19 protein-coding genes are annotated in these 20,752 nt (G+C 43.4%); 10 read left to right on the top strand and 9 right to left on the bottom strand.

Annotated features, from left to right (window positions below; genetic code table 11):
- The first annotated feature begins 2 nt into the window (after positions 1-2).
- The 6 genes from SNE25_RS31740 (at position 3) to hemH (ending at position 6,228) form a co-directional block, all read left to right on the top strand.
- Positions 3-1,091 carry a glycosyltransferase gene (locus tag SNE25_RS31740; protein WP_321563021.1) on the top strand — a complete coding sequence of 363 codons (1,089 nt, stop codon included), beginning with the start codon at positions 3-5 and terminating at the stop codon, positions 1,089-1,091.
- Positions 1,088-1,744: a carotenoid biosynthesis protein gene (locus SNE25_RS31735; RefSeq protein WP_321563020.1), complete on the top strand. Its 657-nt coding sequence runs from the start codon at positions 1,088-1,090 to the stop codon at positions 1,742-1,744. Before SNE25_RS31740 ends, SNE25_RS31735 begins: the two co-directional genes overlap by 4 nt.
- A 63-nt stretch (positions 1,745-1,807) precedes the next feature.
- On the top strand, positions 1,808-2,659 hold the full coding sequence (locus SNE25_RS31730; protein WP_321563019.1) for a 4-hydroxy-3-methylbut-2-enyl diphosphate reductase: 852 nt from the start codon (positions 1,808-1,810) through the stop codon (positions 2,657-2,659).
- A 30-nt stretch (positions 2,660-2,689) separates the two neighbouring features.
- Entirely contained in the window at positions 2,690-3,391 is a 702-nt protein-coding gene (locus SNE25_RS31725) for a fatty acid desaturase (RefSeq protein ID WP_321563018.1), read from the top strand.
- 600 nt (positions 3,392-3,991) lie between these two features.
- Positions 3,992-4,999 carry an IS110 family RNA-guided transposase gene (locus SNE25_RS31720; protein ID WP_321563017.1) on the top strand — a complete coding sequence of 336 codons (1,008 nt, stop codon included), beginning with the start codon at positions 3,992-3,994 and terminating at the stop codon, positions 4,997-4,999.
- A 209-nt stretch (positions 5,000-5,208) separates the two neighbouring features.
- Positions 5,209-6,228, top strand: coding sequence for a ferrochelatase (hemH, locus tag SNE25_RS31715; RefSeq protein ID WP_321563016.1), 1,020 nt, complete (start codon positions 5,209-5,211; stop codon positions 6,226-6,228).
- A gap of 117 nt (positions 6,229-6,345) precedes the next feature.
- On the opposite strand, the gene SNE25_RS31710 is transcribed toward hemH, so the two are convergent.
- From SNE25_RS31710 to SNE25_RS31685, 6 genes are all read right to left on the bottom strand, one after another.
- Complete coding sequence (locus tag SNE25_RS31710) at positions 6,346-7,746, bottom strand: aminopeptidase P family protein (protein ID WP_321563015.1); 1,401 nt, start codon at positions 7,744-7,746, stop codon at positions 6,346-6,348.
- 58 nt (positions 7,747-7,804) lie between these two features.
- Positions 7,805-9,286 (bottom strand): 1-hydroxycarotenoid 3,4-desaturase CrtD, encoded by a 1,482-nt coding sequence (gene crtD / locus SNE25_RS31705; RefSeq protein ID WP_321563014.1) that lies wholly within the window; start codon positions 9,284-9,286, stop codon positions 7,805-7,807.
- A gap of 113 nt (positions 9,287-9,399) precedes the next feature.
- Complete coding sequence (locus SNE25_RS31700) at positions 9,400-9,954, bottom strand: type 1 glutamine amidotransferase domain-containing protein (protein ID WP_321563013.1); 555 nt, start codon at positions 9,952-9,954, stop codon at positions 9,400-9,402.
- A gap of 336 nt (positions 9,955-10,290) precedes the next feature.
- Positions 10,291-11,205, bottom strand: a complete 915-nt coding sequence (locus SNE25_RS31695) for a LysR substrate-binding domain-containing protein (RefSeq protein ID WP_321563012.1) — start codon at positions 11,203-11,205, stop codon at positions 10,291-10,293.
- Positions 11,206-11,217: 12 nt separating this feature from the next.
- Complete coding sequence (locus tag SNE25_RS31690; protein WP_321563011.1) at positions 11,218-12,000, bottom strand: hypothetical protein; 783 nt, start codon at positions 11,998-12,000, stop codon at positions 11,218-11,220.
- A gap of 176 nt (positions 12,001-12,176) precedes the next feature.
- The gene (locus tag SNE25_RS31685) at positions 12,177-13,184 is read right to left on the bottom strand and encodes an aspartate-semialdehyde dehydrogenase (protein ID WP_321563010.1); all 1,008 of its coding nucleotides are present in this window, start codon (positions 13,182-13,184) and stop codon (positions 12,177-12,179) included.
- A 209-nt stretch (positions 13,185-13,393) separates the two neighbouring features.
- Here SNE25_RS31685 and SNE25_RS31680 point away from each other — a divergent pair, with 209 nt between their 5' ends.
- The 4 genes from SNE25_RS31680 to SNE25_RS31665 all read left to right on the top strand — a co-directional run bounded on the left by SNE25_RS31680 (position 13,394) and on the right by SNE25_RS31665 (position 16,652).
- Positions 13,394-14,344: an NAD-dependent epimerase/dehydratase family protein gene (locus SNE25_RS31680; protein ID WP_321563009.1), complete on the top strand. Its 951-nt coding sequence runs from the start codon at positions 13,394-13,396 to the stop codon at positions 14,342-14,344.
- Between the two features lie 154 nt (positions 14,345-14,498).
- The gene (locus SNE25_RS31675) at positions 14,499-15,224 is read left to right on the top strand and encodes a YebC/PmpR family DNA-binding transcriptional regulator (protein ID WP_321563008.1); all 726 of its coding nucleotides are present in this window, start codon (positions 14,499-14,501) and stop codon (positions 15,222-15,224) included.
- A 136-nt stretch (positions 15,225-15,360) separates the two neighbouring features.
- The gene (locus SNE25_RS31670) at positions 15,361-15,576 is read left to right on the top strand and encodes a DUF2442 domain-containing protein (RefSeq protein WP_321563007.1); all 216 of its coding nucleotides are present in this window, start codon (positions 15,361-15,363) and stop codon (positions 15,574-15,576) included.
- An 86-nt stretch (positions 15,577-15,662) separates the two neighbouring features.
- The gene (locus SNE25_RS31665) at positions 15,663-16,652 is read left to right on the top strand and encodes a hypothetical protein (RefSeq protein ID WP_321563006.1); all 990 of its coding nucleotides are present in this window, start codon (positions 15,663-15,665) and stop codon (positions 16,650-16,652) included.
- Positions 16,653-16,757: 105 nt separating this feature from the next.
- Here the strand turns inward: SNE25_RS31665 and SNE25_RS31660 are convergent, their stop codons facing one another.
- From SNE25_RS31660 to SNE25_RS31650, 3 genes are all read right to left on the bottom strand, one after another.
- A complete protein-coding gene (locus SNE25_RS31660; RefSeq protein WP_321563005.1) occupies positions 16,758-17,555 on the bottom strand; it encodes a carboxylesterase family protein in 798 nt (265 codons plus the stop codon).
- 202 nt (positions 17,556-17,757) lie between these two features.
- On the bottom strand, positions 17,758-19,110 hold the full coding sequence (locus SNE25_RS31655; RefSeq protein WP_321563004.1) for a glucoamylase family protein: 1,353 nt from the start codon (positions 19,108-19,110) through the stop codon (positions 17,758-17,760).
- 98 nt (positions 19,111-19,208) lie between these two features.
- On the bottom strand, positions 19,209-20,744 hold the full coding sequence (locus SNE25_RS31650; RefSeq protein ID WP_321563003.1) for a RagB/SusD family nutrient uptake outer membrane protein: 1,536 nt from the start codon (positions 20,742-20,744) through the stop codon (positions 19,209-19,211).
- Positions 20,745-20,752: the final 8 nt, after the last annotated feature.

Here is a 20,752-nt window from a genome sequence, read left to right as displayed (position 1 = left end):
AAGTGATCATTGCCATATCAATTACCTTCTTTTTTATCATCCTGCGTTTTGCGGTTACCCTGTTCAATTTTATATCGAACCCCAAGCTTCACCGCGTAAGTAAGCAATATACCGACAGGGTATCTATCCTGATACCGGCCCGTAACGAAGCAGATAACATAGAAACACTGCTGCGGTCAATCCATGCACAGGATTATCAGAACTATGAAGTGATTATACTTGATGATGAATCAACCGATGATACTTACGTTGTTTGTGCGGCATTTGCGGTGAAGCATCCGCATTTCAGGGTAATAAAGGGGGCCAGGCTGCCCGAAGGCTGGATAGGTAAAAACCATGCCTGCCATCAGCTGGCCAAAGAAGCCGATGGCAAGTATTTACTATTTTTAGATGCCGACGAAGAGGTAAAACCTGGTTTAATAAACAGCGCGGTACACCGTATGCATCTACTCCAGCTGGGTCTGCTGAGCTTGTTCACCAATCAGCAAATGATTAGTCCTGGCGAAAAGGCTGTTGTGCCGCTAATGCATTTTATATTATTAAACCTGCTGCCGGTAAGGCTTATTTACCTTGTAAAAAATGCCTCTGTAGCAGCGGCAAGCGGCCAGTTTATGTTTTTCGACGCGGCTATTTATCATCAGCATCAATGGCACAAGGCAGTTAAAGACAAAGTGGTGGAGGACGTAGAGATCATGCGGCTCGTAAAAGCCGAAGCATACGATGGTGAAGCCCTGCTGGCCAATGGCATGATAAGCTGTCGCATGTATAAAAGTTATGATGAGGCCATAAACGGCTTTGGCAAAAACTTTTTGGCGGCGTTTAATTATAGCATCATCGGCTTTTTAGTTTATATAGTACTTATTATTGGTGGCCCCATGATTGTGCTCATGACCCTTAATTTGCCGCTGATATTTTTTATGCTTGGTCTTATTATGCTTACACGGTTCATGATCTCGCTGTTATCTGACCAAAGCCCTGCAAACAATATTATCCTGCACCCTTTACAAATGCTCAATATGCTGATTATAGCGGTAATATCCATACAAAAATACCTCACCAAAACAACGGTATGGAAAGGGCGTAAAATTTGAAAAAGCTGCTGTTTGCTTACCTTACAATGCCGCAGCGCATAAGTGTTGTAATTATTGTATTATTTCATGCAGTGGGTTTGGCGGGCTTTATGGTGCCCTATATTGATGCTATTTTTTTAAACATAGTGCCCTGGCACCTGCTGCTGATGGCGGCCGTAATTATCTATAATCAAGAGCGCGTCGACGGTAAATTCTTGCTTTTTGCATTGCTGATATTTGCTATAGGTTTTATGGCCGAGTTTACGGGAGTACATACCGGCCTGCTGTTTGGCAATTATGTTTATGGCGAAACCCTGGGTGTTAAATTGTTTAATATCCCGCTAATTATTGGTGTCAACTGGTTTTTATTGATTTACTCAACCGGGGTGTTAATACAGCGGCAAAGGATCAGGAACAAACTGCTCGGCATCATTACGGGCGCCCTGATACTGGTAATGCTCGATGTGCTGATTGAGCCAATTGCCACACAGTTTGACTATTGGCACTGGATTGGGGGGAGTATACCTGTTAAAAACTATGTTTGTTGGTTTATGCTTGGCGCGCTGATGCTTTTCATCTTTGACCGGTTTAAGTTTAAAACGCAAAGTATGGTAGCCCCTGTACTGCTCATTATGCAGTTTATATTTTTTATGGTTCTGGGTTTTGTAAACTGAAGGTTCAAAAAATCACATAATCATTACCATCAACGGCTATTTTTACTGTAAATTTGTAATGCAATGGGAGAGTATCAGTTAAAGGTTACTATAGATCAGGATTCGGGCTTTTGCTTTGGGGTAGTATATGCCATAGATATGGCCGAAGAAATACTGGCTGAAGAGGGTTACCTGTATTGCCTGGGCGATATTGTGCATAACGATGAAGAGGTTGAACGGTTGAAAGCCAGGGGGCTGCGCATTATTGAACATGCCCAGCTTGGCGACCTGCATAACGAAAAGGTGTTGATACGTGCGCACGGCGAGGCTCCCGACACTTACCGCATAGCCCTAGAAAATAATATAACACTTATTGATGCGTCGTGCCCGGTTGTTTTAAAACTGCAAAACAGGATAAAAACTTCTTACGATGCTAACGAGAAGATATTGATATTCGGCAAGCATGGCCATGCCGAGGTAATTGGCCTTGAAGGGCAAACCAATAATGAAGCCGTAGTTTTTCAGGACATTGCCGAACTGGACGATGTTGAATTACCCCAAAATATCACCCTGTACACCCAGACCACTAAAAGCATGGAAAAGTTTTATAGTGTAAAGGATGAGCTGATAGCCCGGGGGTATAACCTGAAAGCTAATGATACCATTTGCCGCCAGGTTTCAAACCGTGATAAGGACTTGCCCAAATTTGTAAGCCGGTTTGATAAGATAGTTTTTGTATCGGGCCGTAAATCATCAAACGGGAAAGTGCTATTTGAAGTGTGCCGCAAAAACAACCCTAATACTTATTTCATATCCTCGGCAAGTGAGCTGGATAAAACCATGTTTTCGGCTAATGATACCATAGGCATAGCAGGGGCCACCTCAACACCCATGTGGCTGATGCAGGAGGTAAAAACCGCGCTCGAACAATTTTAACAGCACGCTTTTTGCTGTTATATCATATACATGCAAAAAAGTCCTTCAAATATTGGTTTACTTATCGCCCTGCTTGTACTTGGCAGCTGGGCTGTGTCAATCATCGTGCTGATGCAGTGGCACTTCAGCTTTGCAAATCCGCTGGTTTATTTATTTGTGCTGGTGCAGATGCATTTGTATACCGGCTTGTTCATTACCGCGCACGATGCCATGCACGGCACTGTTTCTCCCAACCGTACCGCAAATAACCTTATAGGCTATGTTTGTACTTTTTTATATGCCTCATTCTGGTACCCTAAATTGTACACCAAACATCATCAGCACCATGATCATGTACATACCCATGACGACCCCGATTATCACGAAGGTGGCTTCTGGGGCTGGTATGTAACGTTTATCCGCAATTATCTTTCGGTTTGGCAAATTGTGGTAATGGCTGTTTTGTTTAATATTTTAAAAATATGGATCCCGCAGCCTAACCTCATTATGTTTTGGGTGGTGCCATCGCTGCTTAGTACATTGCAGTTGTTTTATTTCGGTACTTATCAGCCACATAAAGGTGAGCACGACAATAAGTATTTCGCCCGGAGCCAGGCGAAAAATCACGTGGCCGCATTTTTTAGCTGTTACTTTTTTGGTTACCACTATGAGCACCATGACTCGCCAGGAACCCCGTGGTGGATGCTGTGGAGGGCCCCCCAGCCCCCTAAAGGGGGAGTATTGGACAAGTGAATTTTAAATAAACATTACCCAAGTAATAATGCTCCGTAGGAGCTACCCCAATACATAGGTTTATGAACGGGTAGCCTCCACGAGGCAAAGGTGAACTAACCATTTTTACTACAAATAGGTAGCTCCTACGGAGCATGGCTGCATCTATCTCAGCTTATCATCCTCCTCGCTCTCCTAGGCATCCGGCTTGTGGGAGCGATAGCGACAGTTTGTGAGCGGCTGTCAGTCAGCTTGTCGAAGGATCGCGTAGAGGCCTGTCTACCATGCTTCGACAGAGCTCAGCATGACACTCTTTTCTTATCTTGTCATTTCCCTTTAGATTAGCTTCAACAAGATAATAAGGGTTATTATTATTGTTGAAGCTTTCTTTTTGCTTCTTTTTCTTTGTTAATAACCTTAGATTTTGTGGATAAAGTTAACAGCGGTAAAGGCGCATTATTGTCATTTCCAGGCATGTAGGCCTATCGTTCGATTTACTCCTTTACCGCTTGTTTTAAACTGTAGCATCAAATAGAAATTAGAGTTTACGAGGCTCATTAGTAAGGAATTGATGTAGTTTAAAACATGTTAACTGTTTACTAACATAAACAGGGTAAAGATATGGAATTTGAATTTTTCATTGGTATCGATGTGTCCAAAAACGAATTGGACTTTGCTGTTCAGCAAGGCAGCCGGTTTCTATTCCACCAGGAAATTGCTAACGCTCCGGCAGCAATCAATACATTTCTCAAGGAGTTGGGAAAACTTCCTGGGTTCAGCTTAAGCAAAGCTATTTTCTGCATGGAGCATACCGGCATTTATAACAACCATGCTTTGGCTTGCCTGCATAAAAAGAAGGCACACATTTGCTTACAAGCAGCTACCCAGATCAAGAACTCATTAGGGAATATCCGGGGCAAGAATGACAAGGTAGATGCCATGCGTATCGCCTGGTATGCTTATAAGGAGCGCGAAGGGCTGCGCTTATGGGAGCCTAAGCGCGAAGCTGTGCAGCAACTTGCCCATCTTGCAGCTACCCGGTTACGGTTGATAACTGTTAAAAAACAATTGAAAGTGCCACTAAAAGAGCATGCGTCTTTCAGTCCCGGCAAAACCAGCAAGCAGAACCTACAAGCCTGCAGCCATTCCTTAAAGGCGATCGAAAGCGACATAGCCAGGACAGAGCGGGCTATAGAAGAAGTTATTATAGCGGACAAAGAATTAACCCGGATATTCAAACTGGCAACCTCAGTAAGCGGCATTGGCAAAGTAACTGCCGTTCAGGTCATTGTTACTACCAACGAATTCAAGGACATTAGCGACCCTAAAAAGTTCGCTTGTTATTCAGGCGTAGCACCTTTTACAGATAACTCCGGTAAGGTTGTTAAAAAGGCCAGGGTATCGCATATGGCCAACAAAAAAGTAAAAACGCTCCTACATCTTGCAGCCATAGTTGCTATACAGCATAACCAAGATCTAAAACGCTTTTACCAACGAAAGGTATTGCAGGAAAAAAAGAATAAAATGAGTGTCATTAATGCCGTTAGGAACAAACTCATATTACGCCTTTTCGCCTGCGTCAACCAAAACAGACCTTACGAAAAAAATTATCAGAAATTAGTTGCTTAAATCATAGAAATCGAAGGGAGAAATCTTGTAGGTCTGATATTTCCCGCATACAGGATCTCTCCTCGTACCTCCGAGATGACAGGGCGCAGAAATGTTGTGCGTCATGTCATCTCATCTCTTCCTCAGCACTCTTGTAATCATTTATTTGTAATTTGTTCCCCCTTCAGGGAGTTAGGGGGCTTTTATTTTTTATTTTTGCAGTCACAGTTATGGGTAAAAAAGCAGTTTTATTGGTGAATTTGGGTACGCCCGATAGCCCCTCAACGGCAGATGTGCGTACTTATCTGAATGAGTTTTTAATGGATCCGCGGGTAATTGACATCAATCCCATCTCCCGGACTTTGCTGGTTAGGGGTGTTATTACTCCTTTCAGGGCGCCAAAATCAGCCAAATTATACCGCGCCATCTGGGACGATAAAACAGGTTCGCCTTTAATGCACTATAGTCTTTTACAACAAAAAGCATTGCAGCAGCGCCTGGGCGATGAATACATAGTAGAATTGGCCATGCGTTACCAGAACCCATCCATAGCATCGGCTCTTGACCGGCTTAAAGCGGCGTTAGTTGATGATATACAGGTTATACCTTTGTTTCCGCAATATGCCTCGGCCAGTACCGGTTCTGTTTATGATAAAGTGATGGAGTTATTGTCGCAGTGGCCAACTAAGCCAAATGTATCTTTCATTAATTCGTTCCATGATAATGAGGGCATGATAGCTACCTTTGCCGATAACGCGCTAAAACATAATCCGCAAACGTATGACCACGTGCTGTTTAGCTTTCATGGCTTGCCACAAAGGCAGCTTGTTAAAGCAGATCACACCCATCTGCATTGTTTAAAAGCGAGCGATTGCTGCCAGACCATCACCGAAGCAAATAAGTTTTGCTATTCGGCACAATCACACCAAACCGCGAAGCTGATAGCGGAGAAATTAAATATCCCTAAAGAAAAATATACCATTTGTTTTCAGTCGCGCCTGGGCAGTGATCCATGGGTACAGCCTTATACCAGCGAGATTGTTGCCAGACTGGCCAAAGAGGGCAAGAAAAGCCTGCTGGTATTTTGCCCGGCGTTTGTGGCCGACTGCCTGGAAACCGTTTATGAAGTAACCACAGAATACGGCGACGAGTTTAAAGCCCTCGGTGGTGAAAAAGTACAGCTGGTAGAAAGCCTTAATGATTCGCCCATCTGGATCGACGCCCTGGAGAAAATGGTTAGGGAGAATTAAGATTTTCTGCCTTTACAAAATATGTCATTGCGAGCGATAGCGTGGCAATCTCATACTGTACAGAACCATTTGCATAGTTCGCGATTGCTTCGTACCTCGCAATGACATGTGGATGATTTACCCTTTCAATCCCTCAATTTCTTTTAAAGTCTTAGGTAAATATTTACCCAGCAGATGGCTGCCGGTATCAGTTATCAAAAAGTTATCTTCAATACGGATACCGCCGAAATCGCGGTAGGTATTCAGCACATCGTAGTTTATAAAATCGGCATACTTCTTTTCGGCCTGCCAGCGGTCAATCAGCTCGGGGATGATATAAATTCCGGGTTCAACAGTTAACACATAACCGGCTTCCAGTTCGCGGCCCAAACGTAGCGATTTAAGTCCGAATATTGTTTCCTTTTTCAATGTATCGGTGTAGCCAACATATTGTTCGCCAAGGTCTTCCATATCATGGGTATCCATCCCCAGCATGTGCCCTAAGCCACATTGAAAAAACATGGTATGCGCGCCCGCGGCAACCGCTTCGGCGGCATTGCCCTTCATGAGGTTTACCTGTGTTAAGCCCTCAACCAGTTTCTGCGAGGCAGCAAGGTGAATATCCTTATACTTTACTCCCGGTTTAAGCATACTTATGGCATGGTCCATAGCGGTAAGCACCACCTCGTACAATTCTTTCTGGCGGTTGGTAAAACTTCGTCCAACCGGGAAGGTACGGGTAAGGTCGCCGCCATAATGCATTTCATTTTCGGCGCCTATGTCGCTTAAAACCATGTGCCCATCATGCAGGGTATTGCCGTAATAGTGGGTATGCAGCGTTTGCCCATGCGTGGTTATTATGGCGCCGTAACCCAAACGGCCATTGGCCGCTATGGCAACTTCATTAGCTTTAGCCACTAATTCATATTCCTTAATGCCGGGACGGGTGCTTTTTATAACGGCCAGTTGCATATCAACACTGATAGAAACCGCCTTTTCCATTTCCTGAATCTCCAGCGGCGATTTAATAACACGCTGTGCTATAACAGCTTTAACGAGTTTGAGGGATACATGGTCTGTTACATCCTGCAGACTTACATTGAGCCAACCGGCCAGTTTTATTTTATTTTCGGGACGGTATGGTGGCAAAATATGAACACGCCTGCCCGATGTTATGGCTTTATGCACATAATGTGTTACCTGATCATAAGGTTTGGTTTGGGTAACGCCCACCATAGCGGCTATTTCCTGAACCGAAGGCAACGTGCCTGTCCAGATAATATCATCCATGCTCAGCTCGTTCCCAAAAATCACTTCTTCGCCGGTATCGGTGTCAATAACAGCAGCCAGCGACTGCACGTCCAACCCGAAATAATAAAGAAAGCTGCTGTCTTGCCTGAAAGGGTAAGGATTGTCTTTATAGTTCATGCTGCTATCCTCATTGCCCAGCAAAAGGATAATGCCATCTGAACCAATTTTTTGCTTTAATATATTTCTGCGATCGGTGTAAACCTGTTTGTCAAAAAGTTGAAGATTCATATCACAAATATATCTCTCTTTTAAAAGAAAAAGGTTAGCAGAAGGTCATAGTATGTAGTCAGGATTTAGCTTCAACCAAATCGCTCACAATTTTGGCCGAAAGCAGGCAAAGTGGGATACCACCGCCAGGGTGCACACTACCGCCGCAAAAATACAGGTTACTAATTTTAGGCGACTTGTTTGGATGCCTTAAAAAGGCGGCAAACTTACTGTTTGAACTGGTGCCATAAAGCGAACCCTGGTATGATGATGTTTTGCTTTCAATGCCCCAGGGGTCGAGGATACTCTCGCACAATATCAGATCGCTTACGTGTTCGCCCAATATGCGGGTGAGTTTTCTTAATATATTGAAGCGTGCTTCAATGATCATGCTATCCCAATCCTGACCGGTATTAGCGGGTACATTGATCATTACAAACCAATTCTCGCAACCCTCTGGCGCGTCGTCGGGTTTGTACTTTGAGCTGATGTTAAGGTAAACTGTAGGATCATGAAATATGCTCTTCTTTTTCCAGATATGATCAAATTCTGCTTTGTAATCGGTACTGAAAAACACATTATGCAGGTCGAGCTCTTTAAATTGTTTTCTTATACCCCAATAAAATATCAATGCCGAACTGCTGCGCTCCTGGTTCAATGTTTTTTTGGGATGTAAACGCGGATGGGCCTTTAATAGTTTACTGTAAGTAAACCATACGTCCATATTAGATACCACCAGATCGCCTGTTATTAGTTTATCATTAACCTTTATGCCTTCGGCCTTGTCATTCTTTAACACAATTTCATCAACAGGCGACTGGTAATAAAAATTTACCCATAACGATTCGGCCAGTTTTACCAGGCTGGTAATAATACTGTACATGCCATCGTCAGGAAAATAAGCACCATAATGCTGCTCCAGGTGCGGTATAACGTTAAGCGTAGCCGGCGCGGTGTAGGGGTTTGACCCGTTATAGGTGGCATAGCGGTCATAAAACTGCACCAGGTAATCGCTTTTAAAAGATGCATCATTGGCCTTGTGCATTGTTCGGAAGGCATCTATCTGGGCAAATTTAAAAACGGACTGTAAAGCATCCCTGCTTAAATAAGTTTTAATGTTATGCAGCGACCTTTCCAGGAAAACGTGATTAGTAATATTATAAATGTTACTGCTGTTGGCCTGGTGTTTCTTTACTGCTTCAACTGGTTCGCCGGTGGCTTTACTAATTTCATTTGCAAACTTATTTGCATCGGCATAAGCGGTTAGTTGCGTACCGTCTTCATAAAAATAACGACAAACCGTATCAAGCTTTTGGTATTTAAAATAATCTTCTGGGTTTTTACCGGCCAGTTTAAACAGTTCATCTACATACTGGGGCATAGTAAATAAACTGGGGCCGGCATCAAACCTGAATTCATCCATTTCCAATATAGACAATTTACCGCCCGGGTAACAGTTAGCTTCGAAAACCTCAACCCGGTAACCTTTTAGGGCCAGGCGTATTGCCGTAGCAATTCCGGCAATCCCGGCACCAATTATCAAAGCTTTTTTCGCAGCCATATCATAAAGATAATCGCTATGTAACAAAAATGGTACAATCAATTAAGATTGTACCAAATATGTGCTTTTTTATTAGAAAAAGCCGAATTTATGAGTGCCAGGCATTCAATTATTTAAGCTTCATGATGTATCCCCTCACCAATTTCTTCTATCATTTTAGCGTTAAACGCATCCAGGTCATCGGGCCGGCGACTGGTTACCAGTCCATTATCAACCACAACCTGTTCATCAACCCAATCGGCGCCGGCATTTTTGAGGTCGGTTTGCAGTGACGGGTATGAGGTAAGTCTACGTCCCTTGATCAGCTTGGTTTCAATGAGCAATTGCGGGCCATGGCAAATGGCGGCGATGGGTTTGCCTTCGCTTAAAAATACCGCGGCAAAGGCAACCGCGTCTTGATTTTGTCTCAGTTTATCCGGATTTAATACACCACCGGGCAATACGAGGGCATCATAATCATCCGGACTTACTTCGTTTAGTTGTTTATCTATATTAACAGTAATACCCCAGTTGGTTTTATCCCATGCCTTAATGGTACCGCTTTTGGGCGATACCACATCTACCGTTGCACCGGCTTGTTGAAGTGCTGCTTTAGGGCTTGTGAGCTCTACTTGTTCAAATCCTTCTTCGGTTAGGATAGCTACTCTTCTGTTACTTAAACTTGCCATAATAATATTATTTTTTAATTTTAAATTATAAAAATTAAGTATAATATAATTACAGGTAGATTGGCCGATAGTTTTATTTATTTGAAACTAGTAGGATTGGAGTAAGCATATTGAACAGGACTCAGAGTGGACTCACCCGACCATCGCTACGCTCGGTCACACTCTCTACAGCTTCGCCGTAAAGAGGGACTTTGTTTTGGACGGGGGATAACAATACCGACGTGAAATAAAAAAATGCATGAAAAAATAAATATCTTTTTCCTTAACACTCTTTGCGGCGAAGCTGTAGAGTGTGATCCAGCGAAGCGATCGTCGGGTGAGTCTTTGTGGAGGTAATCAGATCGAATCTGCTTTTCTCCCAATATGCCCCAGCGCAAAATTGATAAAATTGCTGGTTAACCCGTAATCCTCCGTCCCTTTGCGGCGGATGAAAAAGAAATCTCGGGTGATCTTTAATCCTTCAACCGGAACTTCCACCAGGTCGCCTTCGGCCAGCTGGCGTACAATGGATGGACGCGGCATAAAACCAAGGCACTGATCGGCCAGGATAAAATTCTTCAGCGCTTCGGTACCCCCAAGCCTGATCTTTACCGAAAGATCAGCCGGTTTAATGTGGTGTGCAGATAATGATTTTAATACGGCATTGAGCGTACCTGAGCCGCGTTCCCTTACCGCCATTGGTGTTTTTACCAGCTGTTTTAAAGTTAATGATTTACCCGCCAGCGGACTTTTAGCCGAACACACCGGTATCACCTCATCGCTCATAAAAGGTGTGTATGATACAGTGGTGAGCTTATTATCAACCTCAATAATGCCGATATCCACCTCGTGATTAAGCAAGGCGTTAAGGATATACTCTGAATTGCGGTTTACCAGCTGCACATCAACATTGGCATACTCACGCTGAAAACCCGATAATATAGATGGTAAAATATACAATGCAATAGTGGTGCTGGCCCCCAATCGCAAATGACCCGCAGCTTGTGATAGGTTACTTAATACCGAAAGATCATACTCTATCTTCCGTTCAATTTCGGTGGCCTGCTGCAGGTACTCGTTCAATTTACTGCCGGCCTCGGTAAGCAGTATGCTGTTGCTTTTACGCTCAAACAAAGGAACTTTATACTGATCTTCCAGTGCTTTAATGTGCTTGCTTATAGCGGGTTGTGTTACAAACAGCACCTGCGCGGCCTTGCTAAAACTAAGGTTGGCAGCAACTTCCATAAAAACGCGATGGGCAAAGGATATCATTTGGCTAAGTTATTATTTTAACTTTTCAAAAAAGCGGCCAGTAAATTTATAGGTGATCAATTTATGGGTCATTTTATGATTATAATCTACAAGCGGAGTATGAATGGTTTGAGCCGTCTTGTCAAAATAAATGGCCGGGTATGATTTCCAGTCGGCTATTGAGCTTACATCAAAATCATAATGTAGCTGGCTGTACACACCGGTTGGAGTTTTTATAAACGGCGGATTGCCAATGAGCTTACCTTTATCAATGGTAAATACCTTTAGACCTTGACCTACTTTTGCAGGCGAATAAACCGAATTATATGTAGTCAAATAATAAGTTTTATTGTTAGCTGTAAAGGTGAAGATTTTTGAATACCAAAGCGGCATATATCCCTTTTTACCAATGGTGTCCATTTTTAAAAGTGATATGGTTTGTCCGTTATTTTTGTATTGTAATACATTATAAATATCAAATCCTTTTGTCCCCAGCTGTGTATTCCACGAGTATGTACGGAAAATACCATCGGCAGAGGTGGCAATAACCAAACGTTCTTTTACTAATGAGGTAAAAGGCTGGCTAATCGTTTCGGGATATTTGGAGGTATAATACTTTAGCTTAAATGCAAAAATCTTATTCTGCTTTTGCAGCGAGTCTATAGCCTTCCAGTCTTTTTTGTGTGCGCCGTAATAATTTACTCTTTTGAGTATCCGGAGCAGATCGCTCTCAATTGACTGCGGACTGTTTTGCGCAAACAGGTGAGCCGAAGTTAAACAACAACAGAAAATAACTATCAGCTTAATGGTTTTCATTCCAAACAAGTTACATAAAAAAAGATAAATGCGGCTGATAAAATTATAGGTTGGTGCAAAGTAATAGAAATTGGTAAGCCGTCAAACTGTTTTTTGAAAAGAGCTTACGCCTGTAAATAAAAATAGGGATAATCAGCTGATCATCCCTATCAATTATCTTATTTAAATTATTCTGCTTATGCTTCAACCGGCTGGCCAATTAACTGGGCAGCGGCAAGGTATTCTGCAATTTGTACAGCGTTGGTAGCAGCACCTTTACGCAGGTTGTCTGATACTATCCAGCAATTCAAAGTATTGTCCTGGGTTTCATCTCGGCGGATACGGCCCACAAAAACTTCATCTTTATCGTGCGCGTCAAGTGGCATTGGATATTGCAGGTTTGCAGGATCATCAACTACTACAATGCCCGGCGATTTGGCCAGCAGTTCGCGAACTTCGGTAAGGTCAAAATCATTGGCAAACTCAATGTTCACCGATTCTGAGTGACCGCCCATCACCGGGATACGTACGGTTGTAGCGGTAACCTTAATACAGTCATCACCCATGATCTTTTTGGTTTCCAGGATCATTTTCATTTCTTCCTTAGTATAACCATTCTCGGTGAAAACATCAATCTGTGGAATTACATTCAGGTCGATAGTATAAGGATAAACCTTTGGTCCGTCGATACCTTTGCGTTCGTTAAATAACTGATCAACCGCCTTAACACCGGTACCGGTTACTGACTGATAGGTAGAAACCACTACCCTTTTAATTTTGTATTTATCGTGCAGCGGTTTTAAGGCCACTACCATTTGTATGGTTGAGCAATTTGGGTTGGCAATGATCTTGTCATCAGCGGTAAGTACATTGGCATTAACCTCGGGCACTACCAGTTTTTTGGTAGGGTCCATGCGCCATGCTGATGAATTATCAATAACGGTTGTACCGGCAGCTGCGAATAAAGGTGCCTGCTGTAATGAAGTGCTTCCGCCGGCCGAGAAAATTGCTACGTCCGGCTTCATCTTAATCGCATCCTCAACAGAAACCACCTTAAATTGCTTACCCTTAAAAGTAATTTCTTTACCAATACTTTTCTCTGAAGCTACGGGAATTAATTCTGTAACGGGGAAGTTGCGTTCTGCAAGAACCTGCAACATTTTGGTGCCTACTAATCCTGTAGCACCTACTACTGCGACTTTCATTTTGTTTATTTGTTTTTGATTGTACTCAGGCTACCTCACGGCAGCTCATTTTTATTTATTTTGTATAGTTGAAACTTTAAACCCCAAATATGCGATTTTTTTTGGTTTTATTAACCACATTATCTATCTGTTTGGTATATAAACCTTTGTTTTAGTAAAGTATAACGGATTTCGCTCAAATTTTTACCTTTGCCTAAACTCAAAATTACATGAGCGAAAAGATTTTAGTGATTGGTGCCAACGGCCAGATAGGGACAGAACTGGTTGTAGCTTTACGAGGCATTCACGGAGCCGAAAATGTCATAGCATCTGATATTAATGACCCCGGTTATGCCATACGCCATAGTGGTCCGTATGAGCTTGTAAATGTGCTCGATAAAGATAATCTGCATCATATTTTTGATAAACACCGCCCTACACAGGTTTATTTGCTGGCAGCCATATTATCGGCCATAGGCGAACAAAAACCAAAAATGGCGTGGGACCTCAATATGACGGGGCTCATACATATACTTGATTTTGCCGTGGAGTTTAAAACCGCCAAAGTTTTCTGGCCAAGTTCTATAGCAGTTTTTGGGCCTAATTCGCCGCAGTTTCATACGCCGCAGTATTGTGTGATGGATCCTAATACTGTTTATGGTTTCAGCAAACTGGCCGGCGAACGCTGGTGCGAGTATTATTTTACAAAATACGGGCTCGATGTGCGCAGCATCCGTTATCCGGGGCTTATTGGCTGGCGGGCTAACCCAGGCGGCGGTACCACCGATTATGCCGTACATATATTTCACGAAGCTTTGAAAAAAGGAAAGTATGAAAGTTTTCTTTCGGCCGATACCGCTTTGCCTATGATGTATATGGATGACGCCATCAGGGCCACCATATCATTAATGGACGCCCCGGCAGATCAGATTACCATACGCTCATCATACAACCTGGCCGGTTTAAGCTTTACACCAACCCAGCTGGCAGGCGAAATAAAAAAGCTGATACCGGGTTTTGAGATCAGTTATGCAGATAATGACCCACGGCAGGCAATTGCCGATAGCTGGCCTAAGTCTATTGATGATAGTTACGCGCAAAGGGATTGGGGTTGGAAACTGGAATATGATCTGGCGGCTATGACCAGTGATATGCTGAGTAATTTAAAAAATATCATATAAGCTAAGGCCGAAGCGTAAAGCAAAAACTAAGGGTTTGAAACTTATATAAAACAAATATTATATTTAACCACTTTACCCTTAATTGGGGTGAGCAAGTTATAAATACTTGGGTTGATCTATGAACGATCAGTCATGAACAATGAACTAAGAAAACATGGGAAGAGCATTTGAATTCCGCAAAGAAAGAAAATTTAAGCGCTGGGCTAAAATGGCCGTGCAGTTTACACGTTTAGGTAAAGAGATTGTAATGGCCGTAAAAGCGGGCGGCGGTGACGTTAACACCAATTCGCGTTTAAGAACTGCGGTACAAAATGCCAAAGCAGTAAACATGCCTAAAGACCGCGTAGAAGCGGCTATAAAAAGGGCTACAAGCCGCGATGAAAAAGATTACGAAGAACTTGTTTATGAAGGTTACGCGCCTCATGGTGTAGCTGTATTGGTTGAAACTGCTACCGATAATACTAACCGCACCGTGGCTAATGTACGTAGTTACTTTACTAAAACAGGCGGGTCATTAGGTAAAACAGGTTCGCTGGATTTCATTTTTACCCGTAAATCGGTTTTTACATTTGTGCCAGGCGACAAGGATCTGGAAGAACTGGAATTTGAACTGATTGATGCAGGACTAGAAGATTTATTTGTGGAGGCGGATGAAGAAGGAAATGATATTGGTGTAATACACACCGCCTTTGAAGATTTTGGTAAGATGCAAAAAGCGCTGGAAGAATTGGGCGTTGAAGTAAAATCGGCTAAATTGGAGCGTGTGCCACAATCGTTCCACGATGTTACCGAAGAGCAGGTTGCCGATATCATGAAGCTAATTGATAAACTGGAAGAGGACGACGACGTGCAGGCGGTTTATCACAATATGGCAGAATAATTCTAATTTTTTCACTAAGCGTCATTGCGAGGTACGAAGCAATCTCTAAGCTATACAGAGCAAATGGAAAAGCATATTTGAACTGCTTATGTAGAGATTACTTCGTACCTCAATGACGGGGTTAATAATTACCACCATGCCACTATTTAGTTCGCGTAAAGAAGAGAAGAAGGTAAAAGTAACTTTTGCCAACGGTCTGCTTTTTGTTGAAAAACCAGATGGCAAGCAACAGGCTTTTCCGCTGGAATGGTTTCCTAAACTGATGAATGCTACCGATGAGGAGCGGGAAGACTGGAAGCAAACCGACAAAGGTATCCATTTTAACCAGCTGGATATTGATGTGGCCTTTTAATAGATATGAGATATTAGATGTGAAATATGAGATACTGAGGCGAAAATTGTCTCACATCTCATATTTCACATCTCAAATCTAAAATTATGACTTTCGAAGAGTTTTTTAAGAAGAAAAAGATTGATCTGGTGGCCCTGCAGCAGGGTGAGCAGTCGCTGTTTTCTGAATTTAAAACTCATTATGAGCAAATGGGGGAAAAAAGTTTCGACCATACCAAAAAATATTGGTTTAATAAGTTAAGAAGGCAGTTCCCGGCTGCACCGGAAGTAAAAGCAGAGAAAGTAGTAATAGAAAACCAACTGGCCGAGCAAACCATTACCGAAAGTTTAGCCGAACCCGCAGCACCGGCGCCAAAACTGGGCTTCGCACCAAAATTCAGGGCAGCTAATGCCGCCAAACCAGTTGAGACAAAGCCCGAAGAACCAAAACCGGAAGAATCTACTCCAGCGGTTGAACAAACCGCGCCAAAGCCGGGGTTTAAACCGCGCTTTAATCCCGGTATGGTAAAGCCAAAGCCCGCTGAAAGCGCCTCTAAACCGGAGGAGACCCCCGAACCTAAAAACGAGGAAACAAAACCCGCTGCTGAACAACCTACTGCAAAGCCTGGATTTAAACCTCGTTTTAACGCAGCAATGGTAAAACCAAAACCTGTGGAAAACGCACCAACAGCCGAAGAAAAACAGGAATCAAAAAACGAGGAAAATAAGTCGGCCACAGAACAACCTACTGCAAAGCTTGGGTTTAAGCCCCGCTTTAATGCCGCAATGATAAAACCCAAGCCGGCAGAAAATGAGCCGGCAGCCGAAGAAAGACCGGAGGTTCAATCCGACCCGGAAATTACCCCTGAAACGGAGACTCCAGCTGCCAAACCTGCTTACAAACCCAGATTTCAGGCTGGCATGGTAAAGCCCAAACCTGCTGAACCGGAAGAAAAACCCGCTGAAAAAGCACCGGCAGAAGATGAAAGCAATAAGCCATCGGAGCCCTCGGCAGAGTCAGATTCAACAACAACGAAACCTGCGTATAAACCCAGGTTTAATATGAAAAATATACCACCGAAGCCAAAAGAAGAATAGCATACTGCAAGTCATCCTGAACTTGTTTCAGGACCCCATCAGAAAGGCTGGCACGTGGGATGCCGAAATAAATTCGGCATGACTCCGGCCTGCATACTAAGATATTTATTTACTATGCGAAAACAACCAGCTGAATAAGTCAGGTTCTTTAAAGGCGTAATCCCAGCTGTTATGGTCAACGCCGGGGTAAAGGGTAAATTTTGGGTCGCCTCCCGCTTCTTTGATGGCGGCTACCATCACTTCAGAATGATCGGCCGGTACCACACTGTCCTTACTGCCGTGGAATATCCAAAGCGGAACTTTTTTAGCATATTTCTTCGCATTGAGTGTGTTATCACCACCGCAAATGGCAAAAGCAGCAGCAAATATTTTGGGCTCACGACCAATAATTTCAAATGTGCCCATACCGCCCATACTCAGGCCACCTACATAAACGCGGTGCTTATCAACAAAGGGTTTGTCCAGGAACTGGTCAACCAGCCCCATTAACAGGTACATAGCTAAGGTGGGCGGCTCATTAACCTGGAAAACGAACTTTCTTTTTTGAGTGGCCGGATCGGTTTCCTGTTGTACGTTTGACCAATAGCCATTGGCAGGGCATTGCGGAAAAACAATAATGGCTTCATATTTTTCACGTACACTATCCTGTAATAAACGCGACGCGCCATATTTTAGCTGCGATTCGTTATTATTTCCACGTTCGCCTGAACCATGGAGTACGAACAGCAAGGGATATTTTTTAGTAGGATCAAAATGTTTTGGAAACATTAAGCGGTAAGGTAGTGTGTCGCCTTTTAAAGTAAAGCTGCCCCTGTCAAAAGACGAAACATTTTGCGACCGTGCTGAAAAAGAAAATGCTAAGAGTAAACTTAGCATTCCTATAATAAATTTTTTAAATGTCATTTGGTATGTTTAAATCCTAAATCCGCCGGAGCGGTGTTATTTAAACAAATTTAACGCCTTTTGATTTACATTGTTTAAATATTTATAATCATTTAACTATTTCTCTGTCATTTCCAACGAGGAACGAGGAGAAATCTTACACATCCGTTATATCAAGTTAGAGAAGATTTCTCGCTGGCGCTCGAAATGATAGTTAGGGGTATTATTTTTTAGCCAGCGCCGGACTTGTGAAATCTAACTTTTTGAGCCCGTTCTGTATTTCGGGGCAACCCATAAATAATTTCCACAGTAACCCGGTACGATAGTTTTCTATCATAACCACAATCGGGCCCTGGTCAATGGCCAGGTATGATTTGGCATACCAGTTATGTTGTTCGCTAAAGGCATCTACAAACCCATACTCACCCCAGATCTTGTCGCCCAGGTCATAGTAAAAATGGCGCAGAGCCTTCATGGAGTACTCAGGTGTATAAGGAAAGGCAGATAGTGCCGCAGTTGGGGTTATAACACCCAGGTCGTTGGTAGGCGAGTGGGCATTGTAACCCTCAAAATTATCGCTGGCGGTTAGCCCCCAGCAATTTTCGCCGTATCCTTTAAACTTTTTAGGGTTATCAACACAATAGGCATGATTAATAAGGGTATGGTTTTTATTCTGTTCCCAATAATCGGCATACTGATCTTTTAAGCCTTTCGGGTTTAAGCCCAAAAATGAATATTGCGAAAAGAAAAGCGGGCCGCCATAATCAAAGCCCAAGGGCAGTTTGATATTATAAAATGTTTTGCCGTTTTTAAAGAAATCGCTTTGGGCCCAGCCCCTGTGATAAACGTCGGCGCTTACCGGGTAACGGTTTGCCGAGGCTGCCAATACATAGGTAATGAGGCATTCGTTAAAGCCATGTATCGGGAAGTTCATAGCCCAGCCATTATTTGGCGACCAATGCCAATACAAGGCATCCCGACCATCGCGGGTGTACCAATCCCATTCCATTTCGCCCCACATCCAGTTTATTACGTTGCGTATACGTTGTTCCTTGGGGTTATCGGCCGTAAAATATTGCCGTGCGCAAAGCAGGCCCTGGAAAAGATAGGCCGATTCAACAATATCACCTCCGTCGTCTTTACGACCAAAGGGGATAACCTTACCGGTTTCTCCATTTAGCCAATGCGGAAAAGCGCCGTGAAAAGAATTTGCCTTAAATAAAAAGTTAACTATTTTCACCATACGGTCAACAGCCTGTTCGTGTGATATCCACTTGCGGCTATCGGCTACAATGAGGGCCATGATACCAAAACCCGATCCGCCGGTGGTAACCACTTCATTGCCATAGTCAAATGATTCATTACTGCGCTCACGGGCCAGGCCGCTTACCGGATGCCCAAAGTCCCAGAAATAACGGAACGTTTGGCGCTGCACTACATCAAGCAAAGCGCTATCCGTCAGATTTTTAATAATACCCACCGGCTTGATGCCCTCTACATCGTTTTTTTTTGATTTTTGAGCAAAACAGCAAACAACAATAAGCAATAAAAAAGGGGTTGATAATATTCTTTTCATGTAGATATGTATGGGTGATTCTCTTTTCGGGGATTGGGGAAGGGATTAAAAGAGGTTACCAGTGCGGTAACCTCTTACGCAATCAGTTAACTATATAATTAATATCCCGGATTTTGTTTTAACCTGCCGCCGCTTAAATCAATTTGCGCCTGGGGAATGGGGAACAGCGCATATTTGGCAGCCCATGTTTTGCCATGTGCCGCAAATGCTGTCGCCGCGCGACCAGGTTGTACTGCATCCTGGCGAACGATGTCGAAGAAACGGTCATGTTCTTCGGCCAGTTCCATACGGCGTTCATGCCATATTGTTTGTAATGAAGCTGTTGCAGCAGGAAGTTTGGCCCTTGTGCGTACCATGTTCAGATCGGTTGTGGCTTCGCCTGCTCTACCTAATTGAAATGCGGCTTCGGCGTTAATGAGCAGTATATCGGCATAGCGTAAAATACGCACCTGTTTTGGTAGGCGATCCGTACTGCCACCGCAATTATCTTCGGCGGTACGGCTGTGGTAGGCTTTGTAGCTATAGGTGCTGTTTTGAACAGAATCCTGGCTTGGAATACGGAAGCCATCCCACAATACAGTGCCATGAGCCTGTATGGATATTACCGTAGCGGCCTTGCGTACGTCGCCCGCTTCGTACTCTTTTAATAAACTTTCTGATGGGTTGTTAAAGCCAAAGCCAAGATCGGCCCAGCCAAATTTGCCACCGGCACGGGGGCCCTGTGAAACCGTGTATAAGTTTATACCCGCAGAGCAATCTTTATTGATACCCGCCTGTATTTCAAAGATTGATTCGGAGTTGTTATTACCGCCATCGCCGTTAACAGCTTTTTGACGCCATATCAGCGAGTAATCTTTAACAAGGGTATATTTACCACCGTCCATAACCACCTTTGACAGGTCATAAGCTTTCTGGTAGTTTTTCATATACAGGTACACCTTGGCTTCTAAAGCCTGTGCAGCACTTTTTGTAGCACGACCCACATCTGTAGCTCCCTTATCGGGCAAATTGGCGGCTGCGAAATCCAGATCGCTAACAATGAACTTGTAAATGTCATCTGCAGTTGCACGGGTCTGGTATTTATCCTGATTAGCCTCACTTGCTGTAGGTAATTTATCTAACAGCGGCACGCCCCCATATAAACGTACCAGGTTAAAATAAAAGAAGGCTCTCAAAAATCGGGCTTCCCCAATAAGTGCGTTTTTGGTGGCAGCATCAAATTGGGCGTTTTGTAACTTATCAAGAGCCTGGTTGGCGCGGGCTATACCCTGGTAATGACCCGCCCATACGTTGTTCACTACACCGTTTGATGCTGAGGTTTGCAGGTTATCAATTTGCTTGGCATCACCATAATCATCCGGTGAGCTCCCCTTATCCGCATCGTCCGATGCTATGTCGGTCATGATAACAAATTGAAAGCTATCTATATCCGGCTCAAAACCGCCGATGTAAAATACATTGTATATGCCTATTACAAGATTTTTAGCCTGATTTGGGTCAGCAGCTATTTGTTCATCGGTAATTTTTCCCTGTGGCGCAACCTCGAGGTAATGTTTACACGCGCTGAGTGTAGCTGTTACTATCAGCAAACAAACAGCTATGATATTTAAGTTTTTATTATATATCTTTTTCATAATGCTGA

The sequence above is a fragment of the Mucilaginibacter sabulilitoris genome (assembly GCF_034262375.1).
GTDB classification, from domain to species: domain Bacteria; phylum Bacteroidota; class Bacteroidia; order Sphingobacteriales; family Sphingobacteriaceae; genus Mucilaginibacter; species Mucilaginibacter sabulilitoris.
Note: the sequence above shows the minus strand (reverse complement) of the source record. Positions and strands in the feature narration are given on the sequence as shown.

Coding starts and splice junctions, on each gene's coding strand:
- SNE25_RS31730 (WP_321563019.1), top strand. CDS start 1,808: ATGGGAGAGTATCAGTTAAAGGTTACTATAGATCAGGATTCGGGCTTT.
- SNE25_RS31725 (WP_321563018.1), top strand. CDS start 2,690: ATGCAAAAAAGTCCTTCAAATATTGGTTTACTTATCGCCCTGCTTGTA.
- SNE25_RS31720 (WP_321563017.1), top strand. CDS start 3,992: ATGGAATTTGAATTTTTCATTGGTATCGATGTGTCCAAAAACGAATTG.
- hemH (WP_321563016.1), top strand. CDS start 5,209: ATGGGTAAAAAAGCAGTTTTATTGGTGAATTTGGGTACGCCCGATAGC.
- SNE25_RS31710 (WP_321563015.1), bottom strand. CDS start 7,746: ATGAATCTTCAACTTTTTGACAAACAGGTTTACACCGATCGCAGAAAT.
- crtD (WP_321563014.1), bottom strand. CDS start 9,286: ATGGCTGCGAAAAAAGCTTTGATAATTGGTGCCGGGATTGCCGGAATT.
- SNE25_RS31700 (WP_321563013.1), bottom strand. CDS start 9,954: ATGGCAAGTTTAAGTAACAGAAGAGTAGCTATCCTAACCGAAGAAGGA.
- SNE25_RS31695 (WP_321563012.1), bottom strand. CDS start 11,205: ATGATATCCTTTGCCCATCGCGTTTTTATGGAAGTTGCTGCCAACCTT.
- SNE25_RS31690 (WP_321563011.1), bottom strand. CDS start 12,000: ATGAAAACCATTAAGCTGATAGTTATTTTCTGTTGTTGTTTAACTTCG.
- SNE25_RS31685 (WP_321563010.1), bottom strand. CDS start 13,184: ATGAAAGTCGCAGTAGTAGGTGCTACAGGATTAGTAGGCACCAAAATG.
- SNE25_RS31680 (WP_321563009.1), top strand. CDS start 13,394: ATGAGCGAAAAGATTTTAGTGATTGGTGCCAACGGCCAGATAGGGACA.
- SNE25_RS31675 (WP_321563008.1), top strand. CDS start 14,499: ATGGGAAGAGCATTTGAATTCCGCAAAGAAAGAAAATTTAAGCGCTGG.
- SNE25_RS31670 (WP_321563007.1), top strand. CDS start 15,361: ATGCCACTATTTAGTTCGCGTAAAGAAGAGAAGAAGGTAAAAGTAACT.
- SNE25_RS31665 (WP_321563006.1), top strand. CDS start 15,663: ATGACTTTCGAAGAGTTTTTTAAGAAGAAAAAGATTGATCTGGTGGCC.
- SNE25_RS31660 (WP_321563005.1), bottom strand. CDS start 17,555: ATGACATTTAAAAAATTTATTATAGGAATGCTAAGTTTACTCTTAGCA.
- SNE25_RS31655 (WP_321563004.1), bottom strand. CDS start 19,110: ATGAAAAGAATATTATCAACCCCTTTTTTATTGCTTATTGTTGTTTGC.
- SNE25_RS31650 (WP_321563003.1), bottom strand. CDS start 20,744: ATGAAAAAGATATATAATAAAAACTTAAATATCATAGCTGTTTGTTTG.